General features: G+C 71.5%; 25 protein-coding genes and 1 tRNA gene. 8 read left to right on the top strand and 18 right to left on the bottom strand.

Translation table 11 applies throughout. From position 1 onward, the window contains the following. Positions 1–9: 9 nt before the first annotated feature. A complete protein-coding gene (locus tag H577_RS18070; RefSeq protein WP_245570348.1) occupies positions 10–612 on the bottom strand; it encodes a MarR family winged helix-turn-helix transcriptional regulator in 603 nt (200 codons plus the stop codon). Positions 613–743: 131 nt separating this feature from the next. On the opposite strand from H577_RS18070, the gene H577_RS15415 reads away from it, so the two are divergent. Both H577_RS15415 and H577_RS0106510 read left to right on the top strand, forming a co-directional pair. Continuing rightward, a complete protein-coding gene (locus H577_RS15415) occupies positions 744–1,196 on the top strand; it encodes a hypothetical protein (protein WP_029145274.1) in 453 nt (150 codons plus the stop codon). Positions 1,197–1,409: 213 nt separating this feature from the next. After that, the gene (locus H577_RS0106510) at positions 1,410–2,831 is read left to right on the top strand and encodes an APC family permease (RefSeq protein ID WP_156876572.1); all 1,422 of its coding nucleotides are present in this window, start codon (positions 1,410–1,412) and stop codon (positions 2,829–2,831) included. Between the two features lie 59 nt (positions 2,832–2,890). Here the strand turns inward: H577_RS0106510 and dcd are convergent, their stop codons facing one another. Next, the gene (gene dcd, locus H577_RS0106505) at positions 2,891–3,496 is read right to left on the bottom strand and encodes a dCTP deaminase (protein ID WP_029145272.1); all 606 of its coding nucleotides are present in this window, start codon (positions 3,494–3,496) and stop codon (positions 2,891–2,893) included. 120 nt (positions 3,497–3,616) lie between these two features. On the opposite strand from dcd, the gene H577_RS0106500 reads away from it, so the two are divergent. Then, positions 3,617–3,690: transfer RNA gene (locus H577_RS0106500), tRNA-Gly, on the top strand. Positions 3,691–4,108: 418 nt separating this feature from the next. Here the strand turns inward: H577_RS0106500 and ilvD are convergent. After that, positions 4,109–6,028, bottom strand: a complete 1,920-nt coding sequence (ilvD, locus tag H577_RS15410) for a dihydroxy-acid dehydratase (protein ID WP_036284078.1) — start codon at positions 6,026–6,028, stop codon at positions 4,109–4,111. A gap of 76 nt (positions 6,029–6,104) precedes the next feature. On the opposite strand from ilvD, the gene H577_RS0106490 reads away from it, so the two are divergent. Continuing rightward, a complete protein-coding gene (locus H577_RS0106490; protein WP_029145271.1) occupies positions 6,105–6,878 on the top strand; it encodes a helix-turn-helix transcriptional regulator in 774 nt (257 codons plus the stop codon). A 185-nt stretch (positions 6,879–7,063) separates the two neighbouring features. Here the strand turns inward: H577_RS0106490 and H577_RS0106485 are convergent, their stop codons facing one another. The 5 genes from H577_RS0106485 to H577_RS0106465 all read right to left on the bottom strand — a co-directional run bounded on the left by H577_RS0106485 (position 7,064) and on the right by H577_RS0106465 (position 10,915). Then, complete coding sequence (locus tag H577_RS0106485; RefSeq protein ID WP_029145270.1) at positions 7,064–7,447, bottom strand: fluoride efflux transporter FluC; 384 nt, start codon at positions 7,445–7,447, stop codon at positions 7,064–7,066. Then, positions 7,444–7,857 (bottom strand): fluoride efflux transporter FluC, encoded by a 414-nt coding sequence (locus H577_RS0106480; protein WP_425411314.1) that lies wholly within the window; start codon positions 7,855–7,857, stop codon positions 7,444–7,446. Before H577_RS0106480 ends, H577_RS0106485 begins: the two co-directional genes overlap by 4 nt. Continuing rightward, positions 7,854–8,366: a universal stress protein gene (locus H577_RS0106475; RefSeq protein ID WP_029145268.1), complete on the bottom strand. Its 513-nt coding sequence runs from the start codon at positions 8,364–8,366 to the stop codon at positions 7,854–7,856. Before H577_RS0106475 ends, H577_RS0106480 begins: the two co-directional genes overlap by 4 nt. 177 nt (positions 8,367–8,543) lie before the next feature. Beyond that, a complete protein-coding gene (locus H577_RS15405; RefSeq protein ID WP_342664744.1) occupies positions 8,544–9,644 on the bottom strand; it encodes an EamA family transporter in 1,101 nt (366 codons plus the stop codon). Beyond that, positions 9,626–10,915, bottom strand: a complete 1,290-nt coding sequence (locus H577_RS0106465) for a serine hydrolase domain-containing protein (protein WP_036284076.1) — start codon at positions 10,913–10,915, stop codon at positions 9,626–9,628. Before H577_RS0106465 ends, H577_RS15405 begins: the two co-directional genes overlap by 19 nt. 98 nt (positions 10,916–11,013) lie before the next feature. On the opposite strand from H577_RS0106465, the gene H577_RS0106460 reads away from it, so the two are divergent. Together H577_RS0106460 and H577_RS0106455 are read left to right on the top strand one after the other, a co-directional pair. Beyond that, positions 11,014–11,319, top strand: coding sequence for a DUF2470 domain-containing protein (locus tag H577_RS0106460; RefSeq protein WP_029145266.1), 306 nt, complete (start codon positions 11,014–11,016; stop codon positions 11,317–11,319). A 108-nt stretch (positions 11,320–11,427) separates the two neighbouring features. Next, complete coding sequence (locus H577_RS0106455) at positions 11,428–12,081, top strand: biliverdin-producing heme oxygenase (RefSeq protein WP_029145265.1); 654 nt, start codon at positions 11,428–11,430, stop codon at positions 12,079–12,081. Between the two features lie 36 nt (positions 12,082–12,117). Here the strand turns inward: H577_RS0106455 and H577_RS0106450 are convergent, their stop codons facing one another. Next, positions 12,118–13,476: an ATP-dependent DNA helicase gene (locus H577_RS0106450; RefSeq protein ID WP_029145264.1), complete on the bottom strand. Its 1,359-nt coding sequence runs from the start codon at positions 13,474–13,476 to the stop codon at positions 12,118–12,120. Positions 13,477–13,556: 80 nt separating this feature from the next. On the opposite strand from H577_RS0106450, the gene H577_RS0106445 reads away from it, so the two are divergent. Next, positions 13,557–14,768 (top strand): hypothetical protein, encoded by a 1,212-nt coding sequence (locus H577_RS0106445; protein WP_245570346.1) that lies wholly within the window; start codon positions 13,557–13,559, stop codon positions 14,766–14,768. 30 nt (positions 14,769–14,798) lie between these two features. On the opposite strand, the gene H577_RS0106440 is transcribed toward H577_RS0106445, so the two are convergent. From H577_RS0106440 to H577_RS15400, 6 genes are all read right to left on the bottom strand, one after another. Beyond that, complete coding sequence (locus tag H577_RS0106440) at positions 14,799–16,823, bottom strand: bifunctional copper resistance protein CopD/cytochrome c oxidase assembly protein (RefSeq protein ID WP_029145262.1); 2,025 nt, start codon at positions 16,821–16,823, stop codon at positions 14,799–14,801. Positions 16,824–17,605: 782 nt separating this feature from the next. Beyond that, positions 17,606–17,893, bottom strand: coding sequence for an HU family DNA-binding protein (locus tag H577_RS0106435; RefSeq protein WP_029145261.1), 288 nt, complete (start codon positions 17,891–17,893; stop codon positions 17,606–17,608). 404 nt (positions 17,894–18,297) lie between these two features. Then, positions 18,298–18,603 carry a 30S ribosomal protein S14 gene (rpsN, locus tag H577_RS0106430; protein WP_029145260.1) on the bottom strand — a complete coding sequence of 102 codons (306 nt, stop codon included), beginning with the start codon at positions 18,601–18,603 and terminating at the stop codon, positions 18,298–18,300. 4 nt (positions 18,604–18,607) lie between these two features. Beyond that, entirely contained in the window at positions 18,608–18,778 is a 171-nt protein-coding gene (gene rpmG / locus H577_RS0106425) for a 50S ribosomal protein L33 (protein ID WP_029145259.1), read from the bottom strand. Continuing rightward, on the bottom strand, positions 18,778–19,014 hold the full coding sequence (gene rpmB / locus H577_RS0106420) for a 50S ribosomal protein L28 (RefSeq protein ID WP_029145258.1): 237 nt from the start codon (positions 19,012–19,014) through the stop codon (positions 18,778–18,780). The genes rpmG and rpmB overlap by 1 nt, the downstream gene beginning before the upstream one ends. A 422-nt stretch (positions 19,015–19,436) precedes the next feature. Then, a complete protein-coding gene (locus tag H577_RS15400) occupies positions 19,437–20,165 on the bottom strand; it encodes a DNA-3-methyladenine glycosylase (protein WP_051191819.1) in 729 nt (242 codons plus the stop codon). Positions 20,166–20,241: 76 nt separating this feature from the next. On the opposite strand from H577_RS15400, the gene H577_RS0106410 reads away from it, so the two are divergent. Next, on the top strand, positions 20,242–20,970 hold the full coding sequence (locus H577_RS0106410) for a glutamine amidotransferase-related protein (RefSeq protein WP_029145257.1): 729 nt from the start codon (positions 20,242–20,244) through the stop codon (positions 20,968–20,970). A gap of 248 nt (positions 20,971–21,218) precedes the next feature. Here the strand turns inward: H577_RS0106410 and H577_RS0106405 are convergent, their stop codons facing one another. Genes H577_RS0106405 through H577_RS0106395 form a run of 3 tightly spaced genes read right to left on the bottom strand, consistent with a single transcriptional unit; the run spans position 21,219 to position 24,703 of the window. After that, positions 21,219–22,682 (bottom strand): hypothetical protein, encoded by a 1,464-nt coding sequence (locus tag H577_RS0106405; RefSeq protein ID WP_029145256.1) that lies wholly within the window; start codon positions 22,680–22,682, stop codon positions 21,219–21,221. Then, complete coding sequence (locus H577_RS0106400) at positions 22,672–23,673, bottom strand: TIGR03943 family putative permease subunit (RefSeq protein WP_029145255.1); 1,002 nt, start codon at positions 23,671–23,673, stop codon at positions 22,672–22,674. The genes H577_RS0106405 and H577_RS0106400 overlap by 11 nt, the downstream gene beginning before the upstream one ends. Beyond that, positions 23,663–24,703: a permease gene (locus tag H577_RS0106395; protein WP_029145254.1), complete on the bottom strand. Its 1,041-nt coding sequence runs from the start codon at positions 24,701–24,703 to the stop codon at positions 23,663–23,665. The genes H577_RS0106400 and H577_RS0106395 overlap by 11 nt, the downstream gene beginning before the upstream one ends.

The following is a 24,703-nucleotide window of genomic DNA, read 5'->3' as shown; positions in this document are numbered from 1 at the left end:
TCGGCGGTCTCAGCGCGGCCAGGCGTCGGCGAGTTTGGTGAGCAACCGCGCCAACTCGGCGCGTTCGGCGTCGCTGAACCCGGCGAGCGCCTCGTCGACGGCCGCCCGCCGGTAGCCACGGAAGCCGCGCAGCAGCCTCGCACCCTCGTCGGTCAGCACGACGCGGGTGCGCCGGGCGTCGTCGGGATCGGCCTCGCGACGCACGAGCCCCAGCTTCACCGACTGCTGCACCAGCCGCGATGCACGGGGCTGGTCGACGCCGATGCGCTCGGCGATCTCGCCGACCGACAGAGGGGTGGATGCTGCCGCCAGCGCCTCGAGCAGACGCAGGCGCGCGGGCCCTGCGAAGCGGCCGTGCGCCCACGGGGAAAAGCCGTCCGCACCGGGGCGGGCCCCGCCCGGGAACCCGGCGCGCTCGAAGAACTCGGCGCGGTGCTCGTCCCAGCCGTGTCCGCCGCGGTGACCGTGCTCGCCGTGCGGATGATGCGGGCCTGGGCGGCCGTGCACACCGAACTCGGCCTCGGGTGCGCCGGGGCGGCGCGGGCCGCGTCCGCGCAGGCGCGCCAGCGCGGCGGCGATGGCGTCTGCGGAGTCGTCGGAGGTCGGGGTCACGCATCCAATTTACATGCGACTTGACATATACCTGGATTGCATGTCACACTACATGTACATGTCATCTGACATGCAGCTGCGGATTCGACGAGCGCCTTCGCGCGCCGACCGCCCGAAACAAAGGACCTCACATGAACACCGAAGAGAACACCACCACCCCGCCCGAGGGCGGATCCCACCCCACCGACCGTGAGCACCGATTCTGCCCGCGCCACGGATTCGAGTCCGAGCACGGGTTCGAGTCCGAGCACGGATTCGGCCCGCGTCACGGGTTCGACCGTGGGCCCGAGCGCGGGTTCGGCCCCCGGCACGGGTTCGACCGTGCACCCGAGCACGGGTTCGGCCCGCGGCACGGGTTCGACCGTGCACCCGAGCGCGGGTTCGGGCCCGAGCACGGGTTCACACGCCACGGCTTCGGTCCCGGCCCGCGCGACCACGCGTGCGGTCGGGCCGAACACCGGCACGGCGGACGCCACGAGCGCCGGCGCGCCGAGCGCGCCTACGAGCGCGGCTTCGCGGCCGGGTTCGCCGCAGCCCGACGCTCCGGCGACGGGCCGGGCGAGGCATCCACCCCCGCCGCCTGAGCGGCACCGACAACGAGCGGGTCCGGCACACGCCGGGCCCGCTCGCGGCATGCACCGGCCCGAGTGCGTGCGACGTGAGCCACGCGAAGCGATTTCCCACGGCCGTAGGGCTGTACGTCGGCTGCGGATCACGGCATAATCACCTGCATTCGTGTGCGGATTCAGTCGCACACGCAGTGATTCGCAACGCTATCCGTTTTCAAAGGGGAGAACATGGCACCCAAATCGCAGCTGTTCGCCAATCAGGGCACCCTCAAGCGCAGTCTCGGCCTGTGGGCGATCGTCGGACTCGGACTCGGGTACATGACCCCGACGGTCGTGTTCGACACGTTCGGCATGGTGGCCCGAGATACGAACAACGTCGTGCCCGCCGCCTACCTGGTGGCTCTGATCGTCATGATGTTCACGGCGATCAGCTACGGCAAGATGGCCGGCGCGATCCCCAGCGCCGGGTCGGCGTACACGTACGTGCGCGAGTCCGTGCATCCGAATCTGGGCTTCATGGTGGGCTGGACGTCGCTGATCGACTACGTGCTGCTGCCGATGGTGAACTGCCTGATCATCCGCAGCTACCTCGAGGCGGTGTTCCCCGACGTGCCCGGCTGGATCTGGGTCGTCGCCTACTGCGTGCTGGTGACGACGATCATCTACCTGACCATGCGCGGCACCTCGAACGTGAACATGCTGCTACTGGTGTTCTCGATCGTCGTGATGGCCGTGTTCGTGATCATGGTCATCGCCCAGCTGGCCCAGGGTGCCGGCGCTGGCACGGCGGTCTCGATCGCACCGTTCGCCCACGACGGCGTGACGCTGGGCGCGGTGCTGATGGGGGCCACGATCGTCTGCTTCTCGTTCATCGGGTTCGACGCGGTCACGATGTATGCCGAAGAGGCCAAGCACCCGCGCATCGTCCCCCGCGCGATCCTGTTCACGGTGGTGCTGGGCGGCGCGATCTTCTTGGTGGCCGCGTACTTCACGCAGCTGCGCTTTCCGGACTGGAACGAATTCGCGCCCGGCGGCGACATGCAGTTCGTCGAAGACAGCACGCTTCCGCTGATCGGCGACTTCGTCGGCGGCACCTGGCTGCAGGTGGTGCTCACCGCCGCCGGGTTCGCGGCGACACTGGCCTCGGGGCTGGCCTCGCACGCGTCGGTGTCACGGATGCTGCTGGTCATGGGCCGCAACAACGTGCTGCCCCGGCGGGTGTTCGGCTACGTCAGCGCGAAGACCCGCACCCCCACGTTCAACATCGTGCTGGTCGGGGCGATCTGCCTGCTCGCGATGGCGTTCTCGCTCGAGATCATCGCCGCGTTCATCAACTTCGGCGCGCTCATCGCGTTCACATTCGTGAACGTGTCGGTCATCGCCTGGTTCGCGGTGCGCCGCGGCCGCCGCCGCACCCTGAAAGACATCGTCAGCTACATCGTGCTTCCGGGCATCGGCATGGTGCTCACCGGCATCCTGTGGGCGAACCTGCACGCCGACGCGCTCATCGGCGGCATCGTGTGGACGGTGATCGGCTTCGTCTACCTGGTCGTACTGACCCGCGGCTTCCGCCGTCGGGTGGCCTCGTTCGACGAGAGCCAGCCGGTGACCGGGTTCAACAAGGTGCCGGTACCGGTCGACGAGGACTGATGCCGCCGTGCCCGGGTCGGGATGCCACGACCCGGGCACGACCGCAGACCCACGCCGGTTCAGCGCCCGAGCGAGCCGGCGTCACTGGTGCCGACATCCGTCACATGGAAGTTCTGGAACGAACGGGATGCCGTCGGCCCGCGCTGTCCCTGATACCGGTTGCCGTACGCCCCGGCGCCGTAGGGGGTCTCGGCGGCGGAGGAGAGCCGGAAGAAGCAGAGCTGGCCGATCTTCATGCCGGGCCAGAGCTTGATGGGAAGGGTGGCGACGTTCGACAGCTCGAGCGTGACGTGCCCCGAGAAACCCGGATCGATGAAGCCGGCCGTGGAGTGGGTGAGCAGCCCGAGCCGGCCGAGCGAGGATTTGCCCTCGAGGCGCGCGGCGATGTCATCGGGCAGCGTGACGCGCTCGAACGTGGACCCGAGCGCGAACTCACCCGGGTGCAGCACGAACGGCTCGTCGGGCGCGACATCGATGAGGTGGGTGAGGTCGGGCTGGTCTTCGGCGGGGTCGATGAACGGGTACTTGTGGTTGTCGAACAGCCGGAAGTAGCGGTCCAGGCGCACGTCGACGCTCGACGGCTGCACCATCTCGGCATCCCACGGGTCGAGCGCGATGCGCCCGTCGGCGATCTGAAGGCGGATGTCGCGGTCGCTCAGCAGCACGGGGCCAGCCTACCGGCGGTGCGGCGCCGGCCCCTACCCCGGCCGGTTTGACGCGGCAGCAGGTCAGAGAAGGACCGCTCGCCTCGCCCTGGTATGCTGGCCGGGCACGCATGCGTGCGCGGGGCTGTAGTTCAATGGTAGAACTTCTGCTTCCCAAGCAGACAGCGCGGGTTCGATTCCCGTCAGCCCCTCCACCCACGTCACAGCACGCCTCCAGCCGAAACCGGTACGCTGGAGACAGTTGCATATCGTCGACGCACCGTGTCCCCAGCGCGGGTCGTGCCCATTCCCCAGATGGTGCCGCGTCATTGCTGAGTTGCAACTCCCGGTGGGTGTCGCGAGATGTGCTTTCCAAATCGCGTTCGCGGCACCCACCCACGTTGATCGCTACGCAAGTGACTGTTGTCAGGAGCCGGCCGGTGCGCCCCCCAGAGGCATCACCGGCTCGGGCACCTGAGTCCTCGCGTCCCCAGTGCGTCGAGCAGTTTCACTCTAGCGAATCCATGTCCCCCATTTGGGGGACATGGCGAATTCTTCAGCAGATCTTGAGCTTCGGCCGCGTCGGCGGACGACCGGGCTGCGCCGTACGAGGCGGCCGGGCGGGGTGACCGCTCAGACGACGGATGCCGCGTCCTGCGCCGCGAGCGCATCGTCGGCCGCGACCCGTGCCATCGCCCGCTCCACAGCATCCACGTCGCGCACCGCGCCCTTGTCGGCGGACTGCGCCATCACCGCATACGCGCGCAGCGCCGCCGAGACCTGCCGCTCGCGGGTGCGCGGCCGGTAGCCGCCCGCCGCCAGCAGCGCGCGGCGCCGCTCGGCCAGCACCTGATCGGGCACGTCGAGGCTCAGCGTGCGGGTCGGGATGTCGATCGAGACGATGTCGCCGTCCTCGACCAGGGCGATCACGCCGCCTGACGCCGCCTCGGGCGAGATGTGCCCGATCGACAGGCCGCTGGTGCCGCCCGAGAACCGCCCGTCGGTGATGAGCGCGCACTTCTTGCCGAGGCCGCGGCCCTTCAGGAACGAGGTCGGGTAGAGCATCTCCTGCATCCCAGGGCCGCCCTTCGGGCCCTCGTACCGGATGACGACCACGTCACCGGCCGCCACCTGCTTGTTCAGGATCTTCTCGACGGCCTCCTCCTGCGACTCGCACACCACGGCCGGGCCCGAGAACGTCCAGATCGAGGGGTCGACGCCCGCGGTCTTCACGACGGCGCCGTCCACCGCGATGTTGCCGCGCAGCACGGCCAGCCCGCCGTCGGCCGAGTAGGCGTGGGCGGTGTCGCGGATGCAGCCGGCCGCGGCATCCTCATCCAACGCCAACCAGCGCTCGGACTGGCTGAACGCCGACGACGACCGCACCCCGCCGGGCGCGGCGAGAAACAGCTCGCGCGCCTGGTCCGACGCCCGACCGCCGCGGATGTCCCACGCGTCCAGCCAGTCGGCCAGCGACGCGGAGTGCACGGCGTGCACGCCCTCGTCGAGCAGACCGCCGCGTCGCAGCTCGCCGAGGATCGCGGGGATGCCGCCGGCGCGATGCACGTCCTCCATGTAATAGATGCGGTCGCCGGCGACGTTGGGCGCGACCTTCGCCAGGCACGGCACGCGGCGCGAGACCGCATCGATGTCGTCGAGGCCGTAGTCGACGCCGGCCTCGTGCGCGGCGGCCAGCAGGTGCAGGATCGTGTTCGTCGACCCGCCCATCGCGATGTCGAGCGCCATCGCGTTGTCGAACGCGGCGGGCGTGGCGACGTTGCGCGGCAGCACCGAGGCGTCATCGTCGTCGTAGTACCGATGCGCGATGTCGACCACCAGGGCGCCGGCCCGCTCGTACAGCGCGCGGCGGGCGGTGTGGGTGGCCAGCACCGAGCCGTTGCCGGGAAGCGCCAGGCCGATGGCCTCGGTGAGGCAGTTCATCGAGTTGGCGGTGAACATGCCCGAACACGAGCCGCACGTGGGGCACGCCGACTCCTCGATGCGCAGCATGTCGGCATCCGAGATGCTCTCGTTCACCGCGTCGCTGATCGCGTCGACGAGGTCGAGGGTGCGCACCGTGCCGTCCTGCAGCACCGCGCGTCCGGACTCCATGGGCCCGCCCGACACGAACACCGTCGGGATGTTCAGCCGGAGCGCGGCCATCAGCATCCCGGGCGTGATCTTGTCGCAGTTCGAGATGCACACCAGCGCGTCGGCCTGGTGCGCATTGGTCATGTACTCCACCGAATCGGCGATGATGTCGCGGCTGGGCAGCGAGTACAGCATGCCGGAGTGGCCCATCGCGATGCCGTCGTCGACGGCGATCGTGTTGAACTCGCGGGCGATGCCCCCGGCGGCGTGGATGGCCTCGCTCACGATGCGGCCGACCGGCTGCAGGTGGGTGTGGCCGGGCACGAACTCGGTGAAGCTGTTGGCGACCGCGACGATCGGCTTGCCGAAGTCGGCGGCATCGACGCCCGAGGCGCGCATCAGCGCGCGGGCGCCGGCCATGTTGCGGCCGTGGGTGACGGTACGAGAGCGCAGGACGGGCATGGTCCGATTCTGGGTGGTAGTGGGATGCTGCGCCAGACGCCGCTGGTACTGGTAGTACGAGTACTACCCTGAGTGCATGTTCGATCCGCGGCGTCAGGAGCTGGGCGCGTTCCTGCGCTCACGGCGTGAGCGGCTGGACCGCGCGGCGCTCGGGCTGCCGCCCGGCGCACGCGGCCGGACGCAGGGGCTGCGCCGCGAGGAGGTCGCCGTCGCGTCGGGGGTGAGCATCACCTGGTACACGTGGCTCGAGCAGGCCCGCGACATCCACCCCTCGCGCCAGGTGTTGTCGGCGGTGGCCGACGCGCTGGCGCTGACCGAGGCCGAACGGGCGTACGTGCTGTCACTGGCCGGATATGCGCCGCCGCGGCCCGCGCACGTGGAGCCGGCGCCGGCGCACGTGCAGCGGCTGATGGACGCGCTGCCGCATCCCGCCTATGCCCTGGCGCCGGACTGGGGGCTGGCCGGGTGGAACGCCGCGTACCAGCGGCTGTACCCGCGGGTCGCCGACGTGCCGCCGGCGGAGCGCAACCTGCTGTGGCTGGTGTTCACCGACCCGTACGTACGCACGCTGCTCGACGACTGGGATGTCACGAGCCGGCGCTTTCTCGCCCAGTTCCGCGCCGAGGCGGGACCCCGCCTGGCCGATCCGTCGACGGCGCAGCTGGTGCAGGCGCTGACCGAGGCGAGCAGCGAGTTCCGCGCCGGGTGGGAGTCGTTCGACGTCGGCGGGTTCCAGTCGCGCGAGCGCGTGTTCCACCTGCCGGACGGGTCGACCGTCACCCTGGAGCACCACCAGCTGCGCCCGTCCGACCGGCCCGACCTGCAGCTCGTGCTCTACACCCCGGTGTGAGCGGGCCCTCGGATCAGGGGGCCCTCACCAGATCAGGAGATATCACGGGCTCAGGAGGATCTGGGCGTGATCGTCCTGATCCGGTGTGATCTCCTGAGCCGGTGATGGAGCGACGGATGACGCCATGGAGCGACGCAGGCACCTCAGCGCGCGCAGGGCGAGTCGCCCTGGCCGCGCCGACTGCGTCAGCCGCCGAGCCCGACGAGCCCGCCGAGCCACAGCCCGAACCAGGCCGCGAGCAGCGCGAGCACGAGCATCCCGAACCCGTTCATCGCGGCGGCGCGCCAGCGCCCCTGCTGGGCGAGCCGCACGGTCTCGTAGCTCGCCGTCGAGAACGTCGTGTACCCGCCGAGCAGCCCGGTGCCCAGCACCACCGCCCACGGGCCGAGACCCGCCGCGAGCCCGGTCACGACGCCGAGCAGGAACGACCCGGTCACGTTGATCACCGTCGTGCCGAGCGGATACGGCATTCGGGTGCGGTCCTTGACCACACCGTCGAGCACCATGCGGCATGCGGCCCCGATGCCTCCGGCGAGTGCGACGGTCAGGGCCAGCAGCACGCCGGTCATGCGCGCGCCCGCCCTGCGAGGGCGATGCCGGCGACGGATGCCGCGGCCCCGACGACGACCGTCAGCAGCGCGTAGCCGATGCCGAGCAGGGGGCGATCGGTCGCGAACAGACCGTCAGCGCCCACGGCGAACGTCGAGTACGTGGTGAACCCGCCGAGGATCCCGGTGCCGGCGAACAGCCGCACGGCGCGCCGCCGGCCGGTGTCGGGCCCGCGGCGGGCGAGGGCGGCGAGCAGCCAGCCGAGCACGAGCGCGCCGACGACGTTGACGAGCAGGATGGTCACCGGCACGCCGCCGCCGTCGGGCAGGGCGAGCGTGATCAGGTAGCGCGCGAGCGTGCCGATCGCGCCGCCGGCGATGACGAGCCCGATCGTCGACCAGCGCAGATGCACCGGCCGGTCGGGACTCACTCCCACGGCAGCGGCCCGCCGTCGGTGACCGGGTTCAGCGGCACAACCAGCACCGGCCGGTGTTGCCGGTGCGCGAGGTGGCCGGCGACCGAGCCCTGGAAGAACTCGCGCAGCGTCTCGCGCACTCCAGCCCGGCGGGTGCCGACGACGATGTAGCGGGCGTTCACCGACTCGGCGAGCCGGCCGAGCGCCAGGCCGGGGTCGCCGGCGAGTTCGCGACCGGTCCAGCCGATGTCCGAACCGGCAAGTACCTCGTCGATGTGGGCGGCCAGCGCCGGGTCGAAGGCGCCCTCGCGCTCGTCGGGCAGATCGGGGTCGATCGAACGGCTGAGCACCGATCCGTCCAGGTGCTCGCCGACGGTGTAGCGCTCGAGGTCGACGTGCGCGCAGACAAGGTCGCACCTGAGGTCCCGGGCCAGTCGTGCGGCTTCGCGTAGCACGGCGTCGGGCAGGCCGGGTTGCACTCCGACCAGGATCACGTCGCGTGTCGCGCCGGCTGAGTCATCCATCTGGTCCTCCTTCGCCCGTCGGTGCCATTGTTCCACCGGCGGGCGGTCGGGCGCGGGGCGGGCTCCGGCTTGAACTCCGCGAGAATCGCGATTCCGGTCGAGAATCGCCGCAGCGCACGGATTCTCGGCCGGGATGCCGATTCTCGACGTCATGTTCTCGACGTCATGTCCGCCGTGTCAGGCGAGCGGTTCGGCGAACGGCTCCTCGAGGTCGGTCATCGGGAGGGTCTGGATCGGGCCGGTGAGCGGCCCGTTCAGCACGGCCAGCGGCCCGGTCGGGTCGGCGACCATGGTTCCGGGCACGGTGACCGACCCGGTGGCCGGGCCGGGTGGGGCGGATGCCGCAGACCCGGCCACGCCCGGACGCACCCGCCGTGCCGCGCCGGCGCGGCGGGGGCGGGATGCCGCGGCCTGCGCGACCCCGGAGCGCACCGCCCCGATCCCCGCGACGACGACCAGCGCGATCCCGGCCAGCTGCAGCGGCACCAGCCGCTGTCCGAGCAGCACGAACCCGGCCACCGCCGCGGTGGCCGGCGACATGCTCATCAGGATCGCGAACGCGGGCGCCGGGATGCGGCGCAGCGCGATCAGCTCGAGCGCGTACGGGATCGTGCTCGACAGCAGCGCCACCGCCGCTCCCAGGCCCAGCACCTCGGGCCGGATCAGGGTCGCACCGGCCGAGATGATCCCGAACGGCAGCGAGAGCACCGCGCCGAACGCCATCGCCAGGGCCAGTCCATCGAGCTTCGGGAACGTGCGCCCCACGCGTGCTGCCGCCAGGATGTAGAACGCCCAGCTGGCCGCCGCGCCCAGCGCGAACGCCGCCCCGAGCGGGTCGAGCCGGTCCCAGCCTCCACCGCCCAGGCACAGCACGCCCGCGAAGGCGAGCACCGCCCACAGCCAGGCCGAGGCGCGACGGCTCGCCACGATCGAGAGCACCAGCGGCCCCAGAACCTCGATCGTGACGGTCACCCCGAGCGGCAACCGGTCCAGCGCGAGGTAGAACAGCGCGTTCATGGTCGCCAGCACGGTGCCGTAGCCGATCACCGCGCCCCAGTCGCCGCGCGCGTAGCCGCGCACCCGTGGCCGGGTGAGCACCAGCAACACCAGGGCCGAGAACACCAACCGCATCATGACCATGGCCACGGGCCCCACCGTGGGGAACACCAGCACGGCGAGGGCAGCACCGGCATCCATGCAGATCTCACCGGCGACGACCAGCCCGGTGGCCCAGACCGCCCCGCCGCGCGCGGCGCGGGTCACTTCGCCGCCGCGCACACGGCGGCCTTGGCGATGCTGTCGTGGTACTGCTCGGCGGTCCACGGCAGACCCACCGCAGGAACCTCGTGCCCCGACGCCGCGGGGGCCTTGGCCGCGATCGCCGCGAGCTCGCGGGCGAGGTCCACGATCGGCCCGCGCCCGGCGGTCGAGTCGTTGAGCACGACCGCGACGGTCAGCCCGCTGGCCGGGTCCGAGAACGCCGCCGCCAGATAGCCGGGCGTCGCGCCGTACTGGCCGATCAACGGGCCCATCTGCACGGCGCCGCCGGCGGCGGTGAACCACGACGGCGAGCTCGCCGTGACCGGGAGCGGATTCGAGAACCGTGCCTTCGTCGGCACGAGCGCACCGGTGGCCAGCGCGCGGGCGTAGGCAGCGGCATCCCGGATGTCGGAGACCACGCCCGCATCGGTCGACGAGAAGCTCGCCGACTGCTCGGTGATGTCGGTGGGCTTGTCGCACGCGTAGGCGCCGGTCGCGGTGCGGGTGCCGAGGTAGAAGCCGCGCAACGGCTGGGACGAGCCGACCACCGGGTCGGCGGGCGCGTCACCGGGCAGTGTGGTGTGGGCGAGCCCCAGCGGGTCGAACACATACGTCGTCAGCAGCTCGGCCGCGGTCTTGCCGGTGGCACGCTCGAGGGCGAGTCCGAGCAGCAGGTATCCGGCGTCGGAGTCGCCGTAGGCCACCCCGGGTCGCACCTCACCCTCGATCTGCCCCACACCGTAGCCGACGAGCTCGCGCGGATCCCACTGGCGGTCGGGGTTGGCGAGCATCTGCTGGCCCAGCAGCGTGCGATACGAGCCGATGCCGCTGGTGCCGTCACACAGGTCGCCGAGCGTGACCGCTGAGAACTTGGGCATGCCGCCCACGTACTCGGTGATGCTGTCGTCGACGTGCACGACGCCAGTCGCGTCGAGCCGGTACAGCACGTCGCACACCATCGGCCGGGTGATCGCACCGGCCCGGAACGTCATGTCGTCGGTGACCTTGGCATCGTCGCCGGGTGCCACCGTGCCCAGGCCGGTGACCCACGACCCGCTCCACGGCGCCCACACCCCGACGATCGCGCCCGACGAGCCGGTGGCGGCCATCGCATCGGTGACCGCCGTGCGCAGTTGGTCCTGCACCTCGCCGGGCAGCGGCCGGTCGGGGCCGAGCGTGACGGCGGCCGGCGACCCGGGGTCGGCGGAGCATCCGGCCACCGCCACGGTGAGCGCCAGCACCGCCGCGGCCGCCGCGATCGCGCGCGCGATTCCGGTGCGGACGTGCATCTGACCCCCCGATGATCCTGCACAGCATTCAAACACACCCACCTGTGGGGCACGGATGCCACCGGCTCGCGCCGGCGTCGGATCCGTAAGGTGGAGTCATGCCCCACACCTTCGACGCGGATGCCGTCACCGGCGTCCTGACCCACATGAACGGCGATCACACCGACGACAATCTGCTCATCGTCCGCGCGTTCGGCGCCACCGACGCCGTGAGCGCACAGATGACCGGGCTGGACGGCGACGCCGGCGTGTGGGAGGCGATCGCGGCAGACGGCGCGCGCACCGACGTGCGGGTGCCCTGGCCGGACGGGCCGATCTCGGAACGCCCCGCCGTGCGCCGGTCGGTGGTGCTGGTGTACCGCGAGGCGTGCCGCCGACTGGGCGTCGAGCCCCGCACCCACTGAGCCCTCACTCGCACCGAGGCCCTCACTCGCACCGAGGCCCTGCTCGCGCCGGAGCCGTGCCGCAAGAAATAAGTTTAGGCAAGCCTTACCTTGAGCTATAGTGAAGGTATGAGCGACCCGATCCCCTTCTCCACCGCCCTGCGCGAGCGCTCCAGCACCGCCCACTCCGGCAGCGAGCACGCGGGCTTCATGGCCGACCTGCTGCGCGGCAACGGCACGCGCGAGGACTACGTGAACCTCGTGATCCAGCACTGGTTCATCTACGCCGCGCTCGAGGCCGCCGCCGAGCGCATGCGCACCGATCCGGTCGCGGCGCCGTTCATCAGCGACAAGCTCACCCGGCTGCCCGCCCTTGAGGCCGACCTCGAGTTCCTGGTCGGAGACGACTGGCGCGAGCGCATCGAGCCGCTGCCCACCACGCAGCGGTACGTCGACCGCATCAACCAGGTCGGTGCGGTGTGGGCGGGTGGGTTCGTCGCGCACCACTACACCCGCTACCTCGGCGATCTGTCGGGCGGGCTGTACATCGGCAAGGTCATGAAGCGGCAGTTCGGCTTCGAGACCAACGGCATCGGCTTCTACATCTTCGACGAGGTCGCCGACCCGGCCGAGTTCAAGAACGTGTACCGCGAGCAGCTCGACGCCGCCCCCTGGGATGCCGCGGAGCGCGAGCGCGTCATCGACGAGGTGCTGCTGGCGTACCGGTTCAACACCGAGCTGTTCGAGGACCTCGCCCGGGCGAAGGAGTCTTCGGCCGCCTGAGCCGCCGGCTGAGCCGCCTCCCGAGCCGCCGACGGTTCAGGATGCCGCGGCCCGCACGCCGGCCATGAACCGTTGCACGTCGGGGTCGACCTGGATGTCGCGGGGCCGCAGCGGGCGGGTCAGGTACAGCCCGTCGAGCGAGGTCAACCGCGACAGCGCGACGTACGTCTGCCCGGGCGCGAACGCGCCGGAGCCGAGATCGATGACCGCCCGGTCGTACGTCTTGCCCTGCGACTTGTGGATGGTGACCGCCCAGGCCAGCCGCAGCGGGAACTGGGTGAACTCCGCCACGATCTCGCGGGTGAGCGCCTTGGTCGAGGGCTCGTACGCGTACCGGAACTTCTCCCACACGGTCGGCTCGACGTCGTGCTCCTCGCCGTCGACGTCGACCCGCACGGTGCCGCCGGCGATGCGCGTGACGGTGCCGATCGTGCCGTTCACCCAGCGCGGGGGCTCGCCGAACGACGCGGTGTCGTTGCGCAGGAACATCACCTGCGCCCCCACCTTCAGCTGCAGTTCGACGTCGGCCGGGTACGCGTCGCCGCGTCCGAAGTCGCCTTCGATCTCTGCCCGGGCGGTCTGCGCGCGCCCGGGCAGCGCGTTCAGGTGCCGCTGGTTGATGGCGTTGACCCGGTCGTTGCGGGTGGCGAGCGTGATGATCGGGGTCTCGCCGTCGCTCGGGCGGGGCGGGGTGCGCGCACCGGTGTCGTTGAGCACCTGCGCGATGTCGGCGGTCACGCGCCCGTGCCGCACCGCGTTGAGCATCGCCTTGAATCCCGGGTCCGACTGGCGATGGACCTCGCGCAGCTCGCGGATGTTGAGGTCGGCACCGTACGTGCCGAGCTCGAGCAGGCCGTCGGCATCCGCCCCCGAGCCCGCCCACACGTGGGCGTCGAAGAACCAGAACGAGCGGTAGTGGTCGCTGACGTAGCGGGCCTCGTCGCCGCGCGGCGGCACCGGCGCCAGCTGGTACGGGTCGCCGAACATGACCACCTGCACGCCCCCGAACGGCTCGGCGCGACGCCCGCGGGCCTGCCGCAGCGCCCGGTCGACGGCGTCCATCAGGTCGGCGTTGACCATCGAGATCTCGTCGATCACGAGCGTGTCGATCACGTTCAGCAGCTTGCGGGTGGCGTCGGACTGCGGCTCGTCCTTGCCGCCGATCAGTCCGATCGGCAGCTTGAACAGCGAGTGGATGGTCTGCCCCTGAACGTTCAGCGCCGCCACGCCGGTGGGCGCGCACACCGCGATCTGCTTGTCGGTGTGCCACGCGAGATGGTTCAGCAGCGTGGACTTGCCGGTGCCGGCACGGCCGGTGACGAACACGTGCTCGCGGGTGTCTTCGATCAGGCGGAACAGCGCCTCCTGCTCGGCGGACAGGGCGGGCGTGCTCACCCGTCCATCGTAGGCGCGGGTTCACGCCGCGATGCGCCTTTCCACAGCATCCGGGCGCGGCGGTTTCCTAGACTGGGCGGGTGGAGCAGCAGGCGACGGATGCGTCGGCGCAGGCGACGCAGGGTCCGCACCCGCAGGGGGCGACGGATGCCACGGCCGCGCCGGCCGGCACCGTCCCCGCCGCCGGGACCGCTCCCATGCCTGAGCCCGCGCCGGTGGGGCCTGCGACGGCGGCCGCAGGCCCCGGCATCCCGCCCCGCCGCCGTCACCTGGCGCGGGATCTGACCCTGATCGTCGTCGTGGTGGTGGCACTGCTGGCCGGGATGGCGGCCGGCGGCGTCGCCGTGTACCGGGCGCTGTACGGGCCGTCGGCGTTCGTGCAGCACTATCTGTCGCTGCTGGCGTCGGGGCACGCCGCCGACGCGCTCAAGGTGCCGGGGGTCGCCGTCGACCGTTCGGTGCTGCAGGCGGCCGGGCTGCCCAAGAACGCGTCCGAGGCGCTGCTGCGGCAGGCGTCGCTGGCCCAGCTGACCGACATCCGCATCGACGGTGAGAAGGTCACAGGCGAGGTGACCGAGGTGACCGCGTCATACCGCGCCGGCGGGTATGCCGGGTCGACGACGTTCGCGATCGAGCGCAACGGACAGATCGGGGTGATCCCGACCTGGCGGTTCGCGCGCAGCCCGCTCGCCGTGATCGACCTGACCGTGCACGGGTCGATGTCGTTCCAGGTCAACGGGTTCCACCTCGACAAGCGGCAGGTCGCACTGGCGGGGGCCGAGGTCGACCCGGCCGACCCGGTGCCGCTGCTGGTGTTCAGCCCCGGACTGTACGCGGTGCGCGTGGACACCGCGATCTCGTACGCAGCCGGGGTCGCCGTGCTCTCGGACGCCCCGCTGAAGAACGTGCCGGTGCAGCTGCAGACGCAGCCGACGAGCAAGTTCGTGGACGTCGTGCAAGACCGGGTGAACGAGTTCCTCACGCAGTGCGCGACCCAGCAGGTGCTGCAGCCCACCGGCTGCCCGTTCGGGTACGTCGTCGACAATCGCATCATCCCGCCGCCGCGGTGGTCGTTGCCGCAGCCTCCCAAGATCACGGTCGTGCCGAAGGGCGAAGGGTGGGCGGTGCCGCCGACCGAGGGCGTGGCGCACATCGTCGTGGACGTCGTCTCGATCTACGACGGCTCGATCCGACACGTCGACCAGGACGTGCCGTTCACGATGGTCGCCACGATCGACATCTCACCCAGCGGCACCGCGTCGATCCGGGTCAGCTCGCCCGACGGCGGGTGACCGGCCGGACATCGGCCGACGGGGCCGGGCTCAGATGCGCGCGCCGCGCTCGGCGTCGCGGGCGTCTTTGGCGGCCAGGGACGCGAGGCGCTCGTTGTAGGCGACGAGCTCGGCGTCACCGGTGCGGTCGGCGTGCCGGTCGCGGCGGCGCTCGGCGCGGGCGTCGCTCTGGCTCCACTGGATGCCGACGACCACCGCGAGGATGAGCGTGGGGATCTCGCCGATCGACCAGGCTGCGCCGCCGCCGACGTACTGGTCGGTCAACGGGTCGGCACCCCAGGTGCGCCCCATCGCGCCGAACCAGTCGGCGAGCATGAGCCCGGACTGCATCATGATCGTGATGCCGAAGAACGCGTGGGTGGCCATCACCAGGATCAGCACCACCAGCCGCAGCGGGTAGGGCAGCCGCGAAGGTACCGGGTCGATGCCGACCAGCGACTGCACGAACAGGTACCCGGCGATCAAGAAGTGCACGATCATCCACTCGTGCCCGAGGTGGTCGAACATCGCCCACCGGAACAGGTCGGTGAAATAGAACGCCCACAGCGACACGCCGAAGATGACCGCCGCGACGATCGGGTTGGTGATCACGCGCGCGTACGGGCTGTGCACGGCCCACATGATCCATTCCCGCGCGCCGCGGGTGCCGTCGTTCCGCTTGGCGATCGCCCGCAGCGCCAGGGTCACCGGCGCACCGGGGACCAGCAGCACCGGGATCGCCATGTTCAGCAGCATGTGCCCCACCATGTGCACGCTGAACAGGTAGTCCTGGTAGGCGTTGATCGGGCCGCAGGTCACCCAGAACAGCAACAGGATGCCGAGCGTCCACGACACCGTGCGCAGGATCGGCCACCGGTCGCCGCGACGGTGCAGCCGCCACACCGCGGCGATGTAGAAGAACAGCGCGAAGCCGCATACCAGCAGCCAGAGCAGGTCGATGTCCCATTCGGCGAACCAGCGTGCGATGGTCAACTCGGGCGGCAGCGGCGCGCCGGTGAGGATCTCGGCCGGGGTCTCGGACAGCGGCACCTGCGCGCCGGTGGGCGGGGGCGTGCGCGCGAGCGCGGCCGCGGCACCACTGGCGATGCCCATCACGACCAGCTCGCCGGTGACGAACGCCCAGAACCGGCCGGCGGCGGCCCTGCCTGCGCCGGCACGCGGCGCGGCATCCGTCCCGGCGGTGAAGGCCGTGGCATCCGCTCGCAACCCGGCGAGCAGTCGGGTGCGGTACAGGGCGCCGAACATGCCGAGCACGACGAGGGATGCCGCCTTGACGAGCACGAGGGTGCCGTATCCGCTGTTCAGCCCGGCCCAGCCGCCCAGGCCGATCGCGGCGCGGGCGACGCCCGAGACGGCGACGACCACGAAGGCGACCAGCGCGATGCTCGAGTAACGGGCGAGCACGTCGGCCATCTCGGCGCGGCCGATCACCGGGCGGATCAGCACCATCAGCACCAGCCCGCCCAGCCACACGGCGGCACCGAGCATGTGCAGGATCATCGCGGTGACCGCGATGTTGTGCGAGGCGAGGTCGCCGGAGTGGCCCTGCGTGCCCATCGGCACGATGGCGGCCAGGGCCAGCACCGTCACGATCAGGGTCGAGGTCCAGCCGCGCACGGCGAAGGTGAGCACGGTCAGCGCCGCGCCGGCGAGCGTGGTGATCAGCCAGGTGCGGCCGGCCTCGGTCGTGGTCAGCCAGCTACCCAGTTGGGAGCCGAAGGTGTTGTCGATGCCGATCGTGGGGTTGAAGGTCACCACGAACGTGAGAAAGCCCGTGACGCCGGCGGCGATCGTGAAGACCGCAGCAGAGACGGATGCCGCGTTCAGGGCGATGTCGAAGGGCTTGGAGCCGGCACGCAGCGTGAACAGGGCGGTGACCAGCGTGCCGCACATGCCCGCGGCCGACAGGTTCACCCCCATGGTGACAAGCGGCAGCCCCCAGCGCACGGCGGGGCCGGGGTCGCCCAGTTGCAGCGGGGCCGCGCCGCCGCCGTACGCGAGCGCCCAGACCGCGGTGACGAACGCCGCGAGCACGAGCAGCGCGGGGCCGGCCAGGCGCAGCGCCCGGGCGCGGGGGTCGCCGGAGGCGCCGGGGGCGCCTGTGCGGGCGGGTGTGCCGGCGGGTGTGCCGGCGGGTGTGCCGGACACCTGCGCGCGTTGCGCCCGATCGGGCGTGCGTGCGCGCGGCGCACGGGAGCCCGTCGGGGCGGAGGTCGGGGTCACCCCTCCAGCCTAGGCGCGTGCGCGACGCACGGAGCCCGCGGGGTGTGGGGCGAGTGCTGGGCGCGCGCGGCCGGGCCCGGTCGATGGTCGGTCGGAGGTCGTCGGGTGAACGGTCGATTGAGGCCGGCGGGTGGACGGTCGACCCGAGGCCGGGTCGGCGGACGGTCGGTCCGAGGCCGAGTCGGTGGACGATCGGCCTGGGCCGGCGGGAGGACGATCGGCCGGAGGCCAGCGGGTGTACACAAGCGCGGGGATTCTCGGCGACACGCCGTCCTAGAGGCCCGCATCGCGGCGTGTCGGAGAAGATCCCCGCAGTTGTGCACGGCCCGGAGCCGGCGGGTGGACGGTTGGGCCGAGGTCGGTGGGTGGACGGGCGGCCCGGGGTCGGTGGGTGAACGGCGGTCCGAGGCCGGCGCGTGGACGGGCGGCCGGGGCCCGGCGGGTGTACACAAGAGCGGGGATTTTCGGCGACACGCCGTCCACGGGGCCCGCTCCGCGGCGTGTCGGAAAAGATCCCCGCAGTTGTGCACGCTCCGAGGCGTCACGGGCAGGCCGTTCGGAGAACGACAGAGGGGGGATGCCGCGGCTGCGGCATCCCCCCTCGTGACGTCGTCTTACTTGACGGCGGCCTTCAGCTTCGAGCCGGCGGTGACCTTCACGCGCTTGCCGGCCGGGATCTTGATCTCGGCGCCGGTCTGCGGGTTGCGGCCGGTGCGGGCCGCGGTGGCGACCTGCTCGAACGCGATCCACCCGGGGATCGAGACCTTGCTGCCCTTGGCGACGGCCTCGGAGACGGTCGAGAAGAGCGAGTCGAGGACGCCCGAGACGACGGACTGGCTCTGGCCGGTCGCGCTGGCGATGCTCGCAACGAGTTCGGTCTTGGTGATGGACTTGTCGGCCATGTGGGTGTGTCCTCCAGACGGCGGACCGCCGTCGTTCTCTACGGGACCGAAGGACGGTGTTGCCCCCCGGCTGGTCAGTTCGACCGCGTTGAATGTACCAAGAAACCGCGGAATCATGCGGATTTCGAGGCATCCTGTGCCATCTTCGTCGGCGTGTCGCGGCATGTCGTGTGACGGATGTGACGCATGTGACACCGCGGAGTCGACGGGCTCGCCCCGCGCCCCGGCCGCGAGAGTGCTTCTGACGGACGAGGATGCGGGTATTACCCACCATCTCGTCGGTCAGAAGCACCCTCGGCGCGGTGGCGGCGAGCGAGGGCCCGGCGAGCTCGAGGGGCCGGGTACGCGAGCCGGGTACGCGAAAGGCCGGAACCCCGAGGGGCTCCGGCCTTCGACGGCGAGGCTTACCAGCTCGACTTGGTGACACCGGGCAGCTCGCCACGGTGCGCCATGTCGCGGAATCGCACGCGCGAGATGCCGAACTTCGACAGGTGACCGCGCGGGCGACCGTCGATGACGTCGCGGTTGCGCAGCCGCACCGGCGACGCGTCGCGCGGCAGCTTCTGCAGGCCGACGCGGGCGGCTTCGCGCTCCTCGTCGGTCGCGTTCGGGTCGATGAGCTGCTTCTTCAGCTGGGCGCGCTTCTCGGCGTAACGGGCGACGACCTCGGCACGCTGGTTGTTGCGCGCGATCTTGCTCTTCTTGGCCATGAGATCAGCGCTCCTCTCGGAATTCGACGTGCTTGCGCACCACCGGGTCGTACTTCTTCAGCACGATGCGGTCGGGGTTGTTGCGGCGGTTCTTGCGCGTCACGTAGGTGTACCCCGTGCCGGCGGTCGAGCGCAGCTTGATGATGGGACGGACGTCCTGGGCCTTCTTCGCCATCAGAGCTTCACACCCTTCGCGATCAGGTCCTTGACGACCGAGTCGATGCCACGGACGTCGATCACCTTGATGCCCTTGGCGGACACGTTCAGGGTGACCTTACGGCCCAGTGACGGAACGTAGTAGGTCTTCTTCTGCACGTTCGGGTCGAAGCGGCGCTTCGTCCGGCGGTGCGAGTGCGAGATGTTGTGACCGAAGCCGGGAACCGCTCCGGTCACCTGGCACACTGCGGCCATGGTGATGTCTCCTTCTGTACCGTGACGCCGGACGGCGCCACCCAAGATCCCTTGTCTGCACCCAGCCGCAAGCCCCGGCCGTTTCCGGCCGACGATCGTGGGGAGGGCGCGAACTGCGCGCTGGAGTGCACGCAGACAAAGAGGCAGTCTAGCACGTCCGGGCGTGTCGCCTTGACGCGGGATGCCTCGGCCTGCGGTTGGGCCCGTACCTGCGCTTGGGTGGGTGTGCGCTTGAGTGGGTCGGTGTGCGTGAGTCTGCGGGGGAGCAGGTCTGCGCGGGGAGCAGGTCTGCGCGGGAACGGTCGTCGATGGAACACGTGTGATCTCGGATGAGAATCAGCATCCCGGTCGAGAATCCGTGCACCGCGGCGATTCTCGGCCGGGATCGCGATTCTCGCTCGCGTGAACGCGGCCGTCGGGCGTCACGCCGGGCCGGCAGGACCGCCGGTCAGCGCGGCGGCGGCCGCCTCGGCGGCACCGCGGCCCCACCGGAACGGCGACACCGTGCGGTCCCCGGGAATCCAGAACCGCCAGGGAAAGGCATCCGTGCCCGCCACGCCCGCGATGCCGACCCGCGGACCCGACGCCACCGGGTCGACCGGCTCGTCGCGCAGCAGCAGCCGCGCCACGGCGCCGCCGTGCGGCACCGGCTCGACGATGTCGATGCCATCGTGCAGCGCGTGCCGCAGCCCGAGCGCGTCGCCGAGCCGTCCCGGCCCGCGCGCGAGCTCGCGATCGGTGCGCGCGGCGATCCGGCGCGTGCGCGCGATCTCCACCCCCTCGACGATCTCGCCGGCGCGCAGCAGCACCCCGCCGGCCTCGCCCTCGGGCCCGCACACCACATTGGCGCACGAATGGATGCCGTGGCTCAGGTACACGTACAGATGGCCCGGCTCGCCCCACATTGTCGCGTTGCGGCGGGTGTATCCCATGCGGGCGTGCGAGCCGGGGTCGGGCACCGGCCCGGTGCCCTTGCCGTGGTACGCCTCGACCTCGGTGATCCGCACGGCGACGGTCGCGGCATCCACCGTCACGAAGAGCACACCGCCGAGCAGCCGGGGCGCGACGAGCAGGGGCAGGTCGTGCAGCTCGGCGCGGGTGGCGGGGCGCAGGGATGCCGCGGGCGCAGCGTCGGTGTGAATCTGGGTCATGGCGTGCTCGGGCGGGGCGCCCGGCATCCACGATACGCGCGCGGGGCATACCGCGGCGCGCGGATAGACTCGCGCCATGCCGCTGGTCTACCTGTGCGTGCGCCCCGAAGCCGACGCCGCGCGCGCCGAGCATGCATCGTTCCGCGCCGAGACCGGGCTCGGCGACGACCTCGACGTGCACGATCTGACCCGCGCGCCGCTGCCGGGCGATGCGATCGACCGGTGGTCGGGGTTCGTGGTGGGCGGCAGCCCGTTCAACGTGTCGGACCCCGAATCGGCCAAGTCCGACCTGCAGCGGCGCGTCGAGGCCGACCTCGAACGCGTGGCCGCCGCGGCGGCCGATGCCGAGACGGCGGCGCTGTTCACCTGCTACGGCATCGGTGTGGTGACGCGGATGCTGGGCGGTGAGGTCTCGCGCGCGTTCCCCGAGCCGACCGGCCCGGCCACGGTGGGACTCACCGCCCACGGCGAGCGCGACGCGGTGACCGGCGGCCTCGCGCACACGTTCACGGCCCTGTCCGCGCACAAGGAGGGCGCGGGCGCGGTACCGCCGGGCGCGGTGCTGCTGGCGACGAACGAGGCGTGCCCGGTGCAGGCGTACCGCGTCGGCGAGCGGCTGTATGCGACGCAGTTCCACCCCGAGTCGACGCCGCTGTCGTTCGTGGAGCGCATCACGATCTACCGCGACGGCGGCTACTTCGATCCGGCGGAGTACGACGCCATCGCCGATCGGGTGCGGGCGACGCCGGTGACCGAACCGGGGCGGATGCTGCGGGCCTTCGCCCGGCTCGTCACCGAGGCCTGATCGGCCGGGGCCAGGGCCGAGGCATGATCGGCCGGAACCTCGGCCGGGGCCAGGCCGAGGCATCCGTCACCCACGCCGTGCAGCCCGAGCCGTGCACAACGGCGGGGATTTTCCGCGACACGCCGCGCCAGCGGCGGCCAGGCCCGGCGTGTCGCCCGAAATCTCCGCAGTTGTGTACACGACCCGCGGCCAGGCCGCTTCGTCTCGCGGGCACGCCGCGCGGGCACGAGGCCAGACCGAACCCCCCCTCACTGCGAGGGCGGCGTGGGCACCTGGCACCACGAGATGCCGAATCCGTGGAAGCTGCCCACCTCGCGGGCATCGCCCAAGTCGACCACGTGGGTGATGACGGTGTGGGGCATGGGCAGCAGGTAGTCGTCGTAGTCGTTGTGCACGGTGTCGGGGGCGACGGCCACGGCGGCGTAGCGGCCACTGGGTGACACGCACGTCTGCAGCACCGCGTCGGTGGGCGGGATCTCGAGCACCGCCCGGGCGGTGCCGTCGGCGGCGACCCGGTAGATGCGGGTGCCCTCGGGCACACCCTGGCCGGCACCCGTGCCCCCCGCGACATCGAGCACGGTGTACGGACGCACCGATCCGCCCGCCTCACCGGCGACCGGCACCACGACCCCCATCCGCCCAGGCACGTCCCGTCCGTCGGCGCGGGCGCCGGGCAGCGGCTTCTGCGTACCGTCGGTGAGGTCGACCATGCTCATGCCGTCCGCCTTCTCGACGACGGCGACCGACGAGCCGCGGGCGATGCCGTCGATGGCCGCGCCGGTACCCAGGTCGGCGGCATCCTCACCGCCTGCCGCGGTCAGCAGCATCCGCCCGTCGTAGGTGAGGATCAGGATGCTGTCGCTGTCGGGCACGAATCGCCAGTCGACGACGCGCTTCTCGTTTCCGGGCACGTCGACCGGTTGCGGTGGAGTGTGTGCGGCGGCGTCCTTCAGCGACGCCGTGTACAGCCGGCTCTCGCGCGCACCCGCCGTGCCGAGGTCGGCGTCGGAGTAGGTGTAGCCGATCAGCTCACCGCGGTCGGCGGTCTGCAGCGTCGACACGGTACCGTCTCCGGGCAGTGGCAGGTCGCGGCGGTGGCGCCCGTCGAGGTCGGTGACCACCAGTGCGGCCTTGCCCTTGCCGTCGAGGGTCGAGACCACCAGGTGCGAACCGGTGGCGCGGAAGTCCTCGATGTGCGGATCGGTGAACACCGGCTGCGGGTCGCGGCCGGCCAGGTCGGTGCGCAGGATGCGGTCTTGTCCGTCGCCGCGCTGCAGCAGGTAGACCGCCAGCTGCGGCGTGCGGAACCGCTCGGTGACGGTCGTCACCGGTCCCCCGCCGAGACCTGTCACGTCGCGGAACCGCACCGTGTACTCGGTGTCGTCGTGCAACGGCAGGGTGAACCGCACGCCCATGGCGCGTCCCGACGTGTCGACCGTGAACGCGGCGGCGGGGCTGACCGTCACCTGGGCGGGAGTCAGCTCATGCAGCGACTGGTTCATCGTGACGATGAGTCGCGCGCCCGACGCGTTGGCCGCGGCATCCGGATCGATCTGCACCGCGGTGACCCGCGGGCCCTGCGCGGTTCCGGCCGCGGCACCGGCCAGCCCGAGCACCGCGAGCACGCCGAGGACCGCCGCGAAGGTGCCCGCGAACGCCCGCCCGCGCCGGCGCCGCGACGCGGCGCGCCGGGTGCGCGGCTCAGTACTCATACGGGTCCTTGGGCTCGGGGATCGGGGACACCTGGGTGGCGGCGATCTGCAGGGTTCCGGATGCCGTGGACCGCACCGTTCCGGTGACGGTGACCCACTGCCCGGTCGCGGGGGCGTGGCCGGCGGCGGCGATCGGCACGCGCGCCGGCTGCGCGTCGATCACGCAGTGGGTGATCACGAGCCGGGTGAGGTCGAAGGTGCCGTCCTTCGCGGGAGTGACGAACCCGGTCAGGGTGACCTTGTCACCTTCGAACGCGGCCGGGTCGGTCGCCGTGGCGAACACGCTGGCCCAGTCGCCGACCCCGAACTTCGCGGTGTCGCCGTGGGTGGCGAGGGTGACGATGTCGGCTCCGGCGAACAACGGCGCCGCACCGACGTCGCGGGTCTGCGCGATCTCGGCCGAGAGGGCGGCCGGCGGCAGCAGCAGCACCGACAGCATGACGGCGGATGCCACGGCCCCGCCCGCGATCGCGACCGCCGCCGACACCGGCCGACGTGGCCCGGAGTGAGCGTCGTGCGGAACGGGGCGTGCACGACCCGACCGACGCGGCCGGGCTGCCGGGGGCCGGGCGTTGCGCGCCGCGGGGCGTCCACGACCCGGCCGACGCGGCCCGTTGGGAACGGGGCGTGCATAACTGCGGGGATCTTCCGCGACACGCCGGTCTTGCGCCTCCGTGCCCGGCGTGTCGAAGAGAATCCCCGCAGTTGTGCTCACCTGTGCGCGGTCGCCGCCGTGGTCGTGGCCGTCGCCGTGGTCGTGGCCGTCGCCGTGGTCGTGGCCGTGGTCGGCCTCGGCGCCGAGTGGCAGCAGAAAGCTCAGCACCGCGCCGATCAGCAGCAGCACCGCCATCGGGACCGCGAACCAGTTCGACGACGGGTTGATGTACAGCGCGAGCCGACCGGTGGCCGCCAGTCCGAGGGTCACGACGGCCAGGCATGAGGCGAGCCCCGCGCCGAGCCAGCGGTTCCACACCGCCGCGCTACGCGACAAGGTTCACCCCCACCGCGATCGCGAACGCCGCCAGCACCACGGTGACGACCATGCCGGCGAGCACCCTGGTGGTGAACGTGGTGCGCAGCAGCACGAGCATCTTGACGTCGACCAGCGGCCCGACCAGCAGGAACGCGACGATCGACCCCGGCGTGAACGTCGACGCGAACGACAGCGCGAAGAACGAGTCGACGTTCGAGCAGATCGACACGATCATCGCGAGCATCACCATCGCCACGATCGACAGCACCGGATTCGATCCGATCGCCAGCAGTGCGTTGCGCGGCACCAGTACCTGCACCGCTCCGGCCACCGCCGACCCGATCACCAGGGCAGGCATCACGGCGCGCAGTTCGACGAGGAACTGCGCGAGGCTGCGCCGCCACCGGCTGCCGGGCTCGTGCACGACCAGCTCGCAGGTGTCGCGGAAGCGGTCGGTGAGAAGACCGTCGGGGTCGGGATGCCGGCTGTAGATCCAGCCGATGAGGTTCGCGATCAGGTACCCGGCCACGAGCCGGGCGACGAGGATGCCGTCGCCGAACCCGAATGCCTGGTGCGTGGTGATGATGACGATCGGGTTGACGATCGGCGCGGCGATCAGGAACGTGAGGGTCTCGGGCACGGTGAACCCGCGCATCAGCAGGCCGCGCGCGAACGGCACGTTGCCGCATTCGCACACCGGGATCACCATGCCCAGCAGCGACAGCACCGCCCGCCGCGCCCAGGCCCGCCGAGGCATCCATCGTTCGATGGCGCCGGGCGGGATCCACACCTGCACGACGATCGAGAGCACCACACCGAGCACGACGAACGGCAGCGACTCGATGAGCACGCTGATCGCGAGGGTGAGTCCGTCCTGCGCGCGGGTCGGGATGCCGGGCATCAGCGCGGGTGCGAGGGCGTTCAGCGCGAACAGCACCGCGATGACGGCGAGCCCGACGCCGAGCGCAAGGGGGCCGCGCCGGGCCGCGAGCCGGCCGGAGCGGCGGGTGGCGGTCGTCGCTCCGGTCGCGGCATCCGTCCGGGTCAC

Source organism: Microbacterium luticocti DSM 19459 (assembly GCF_000422405.1).
Lineage (GTDB): Bacteria > Actinomycetota > Actinomycetes > Actinomycetales > Microbacteriaceae > Microbacterium > Microbacterium luticocti.
The sequence above is the reverse complement of the archived record's forward strand: the minus strand, read 5'-3'. Positions and strand labels throughout refer to the sequence as shown.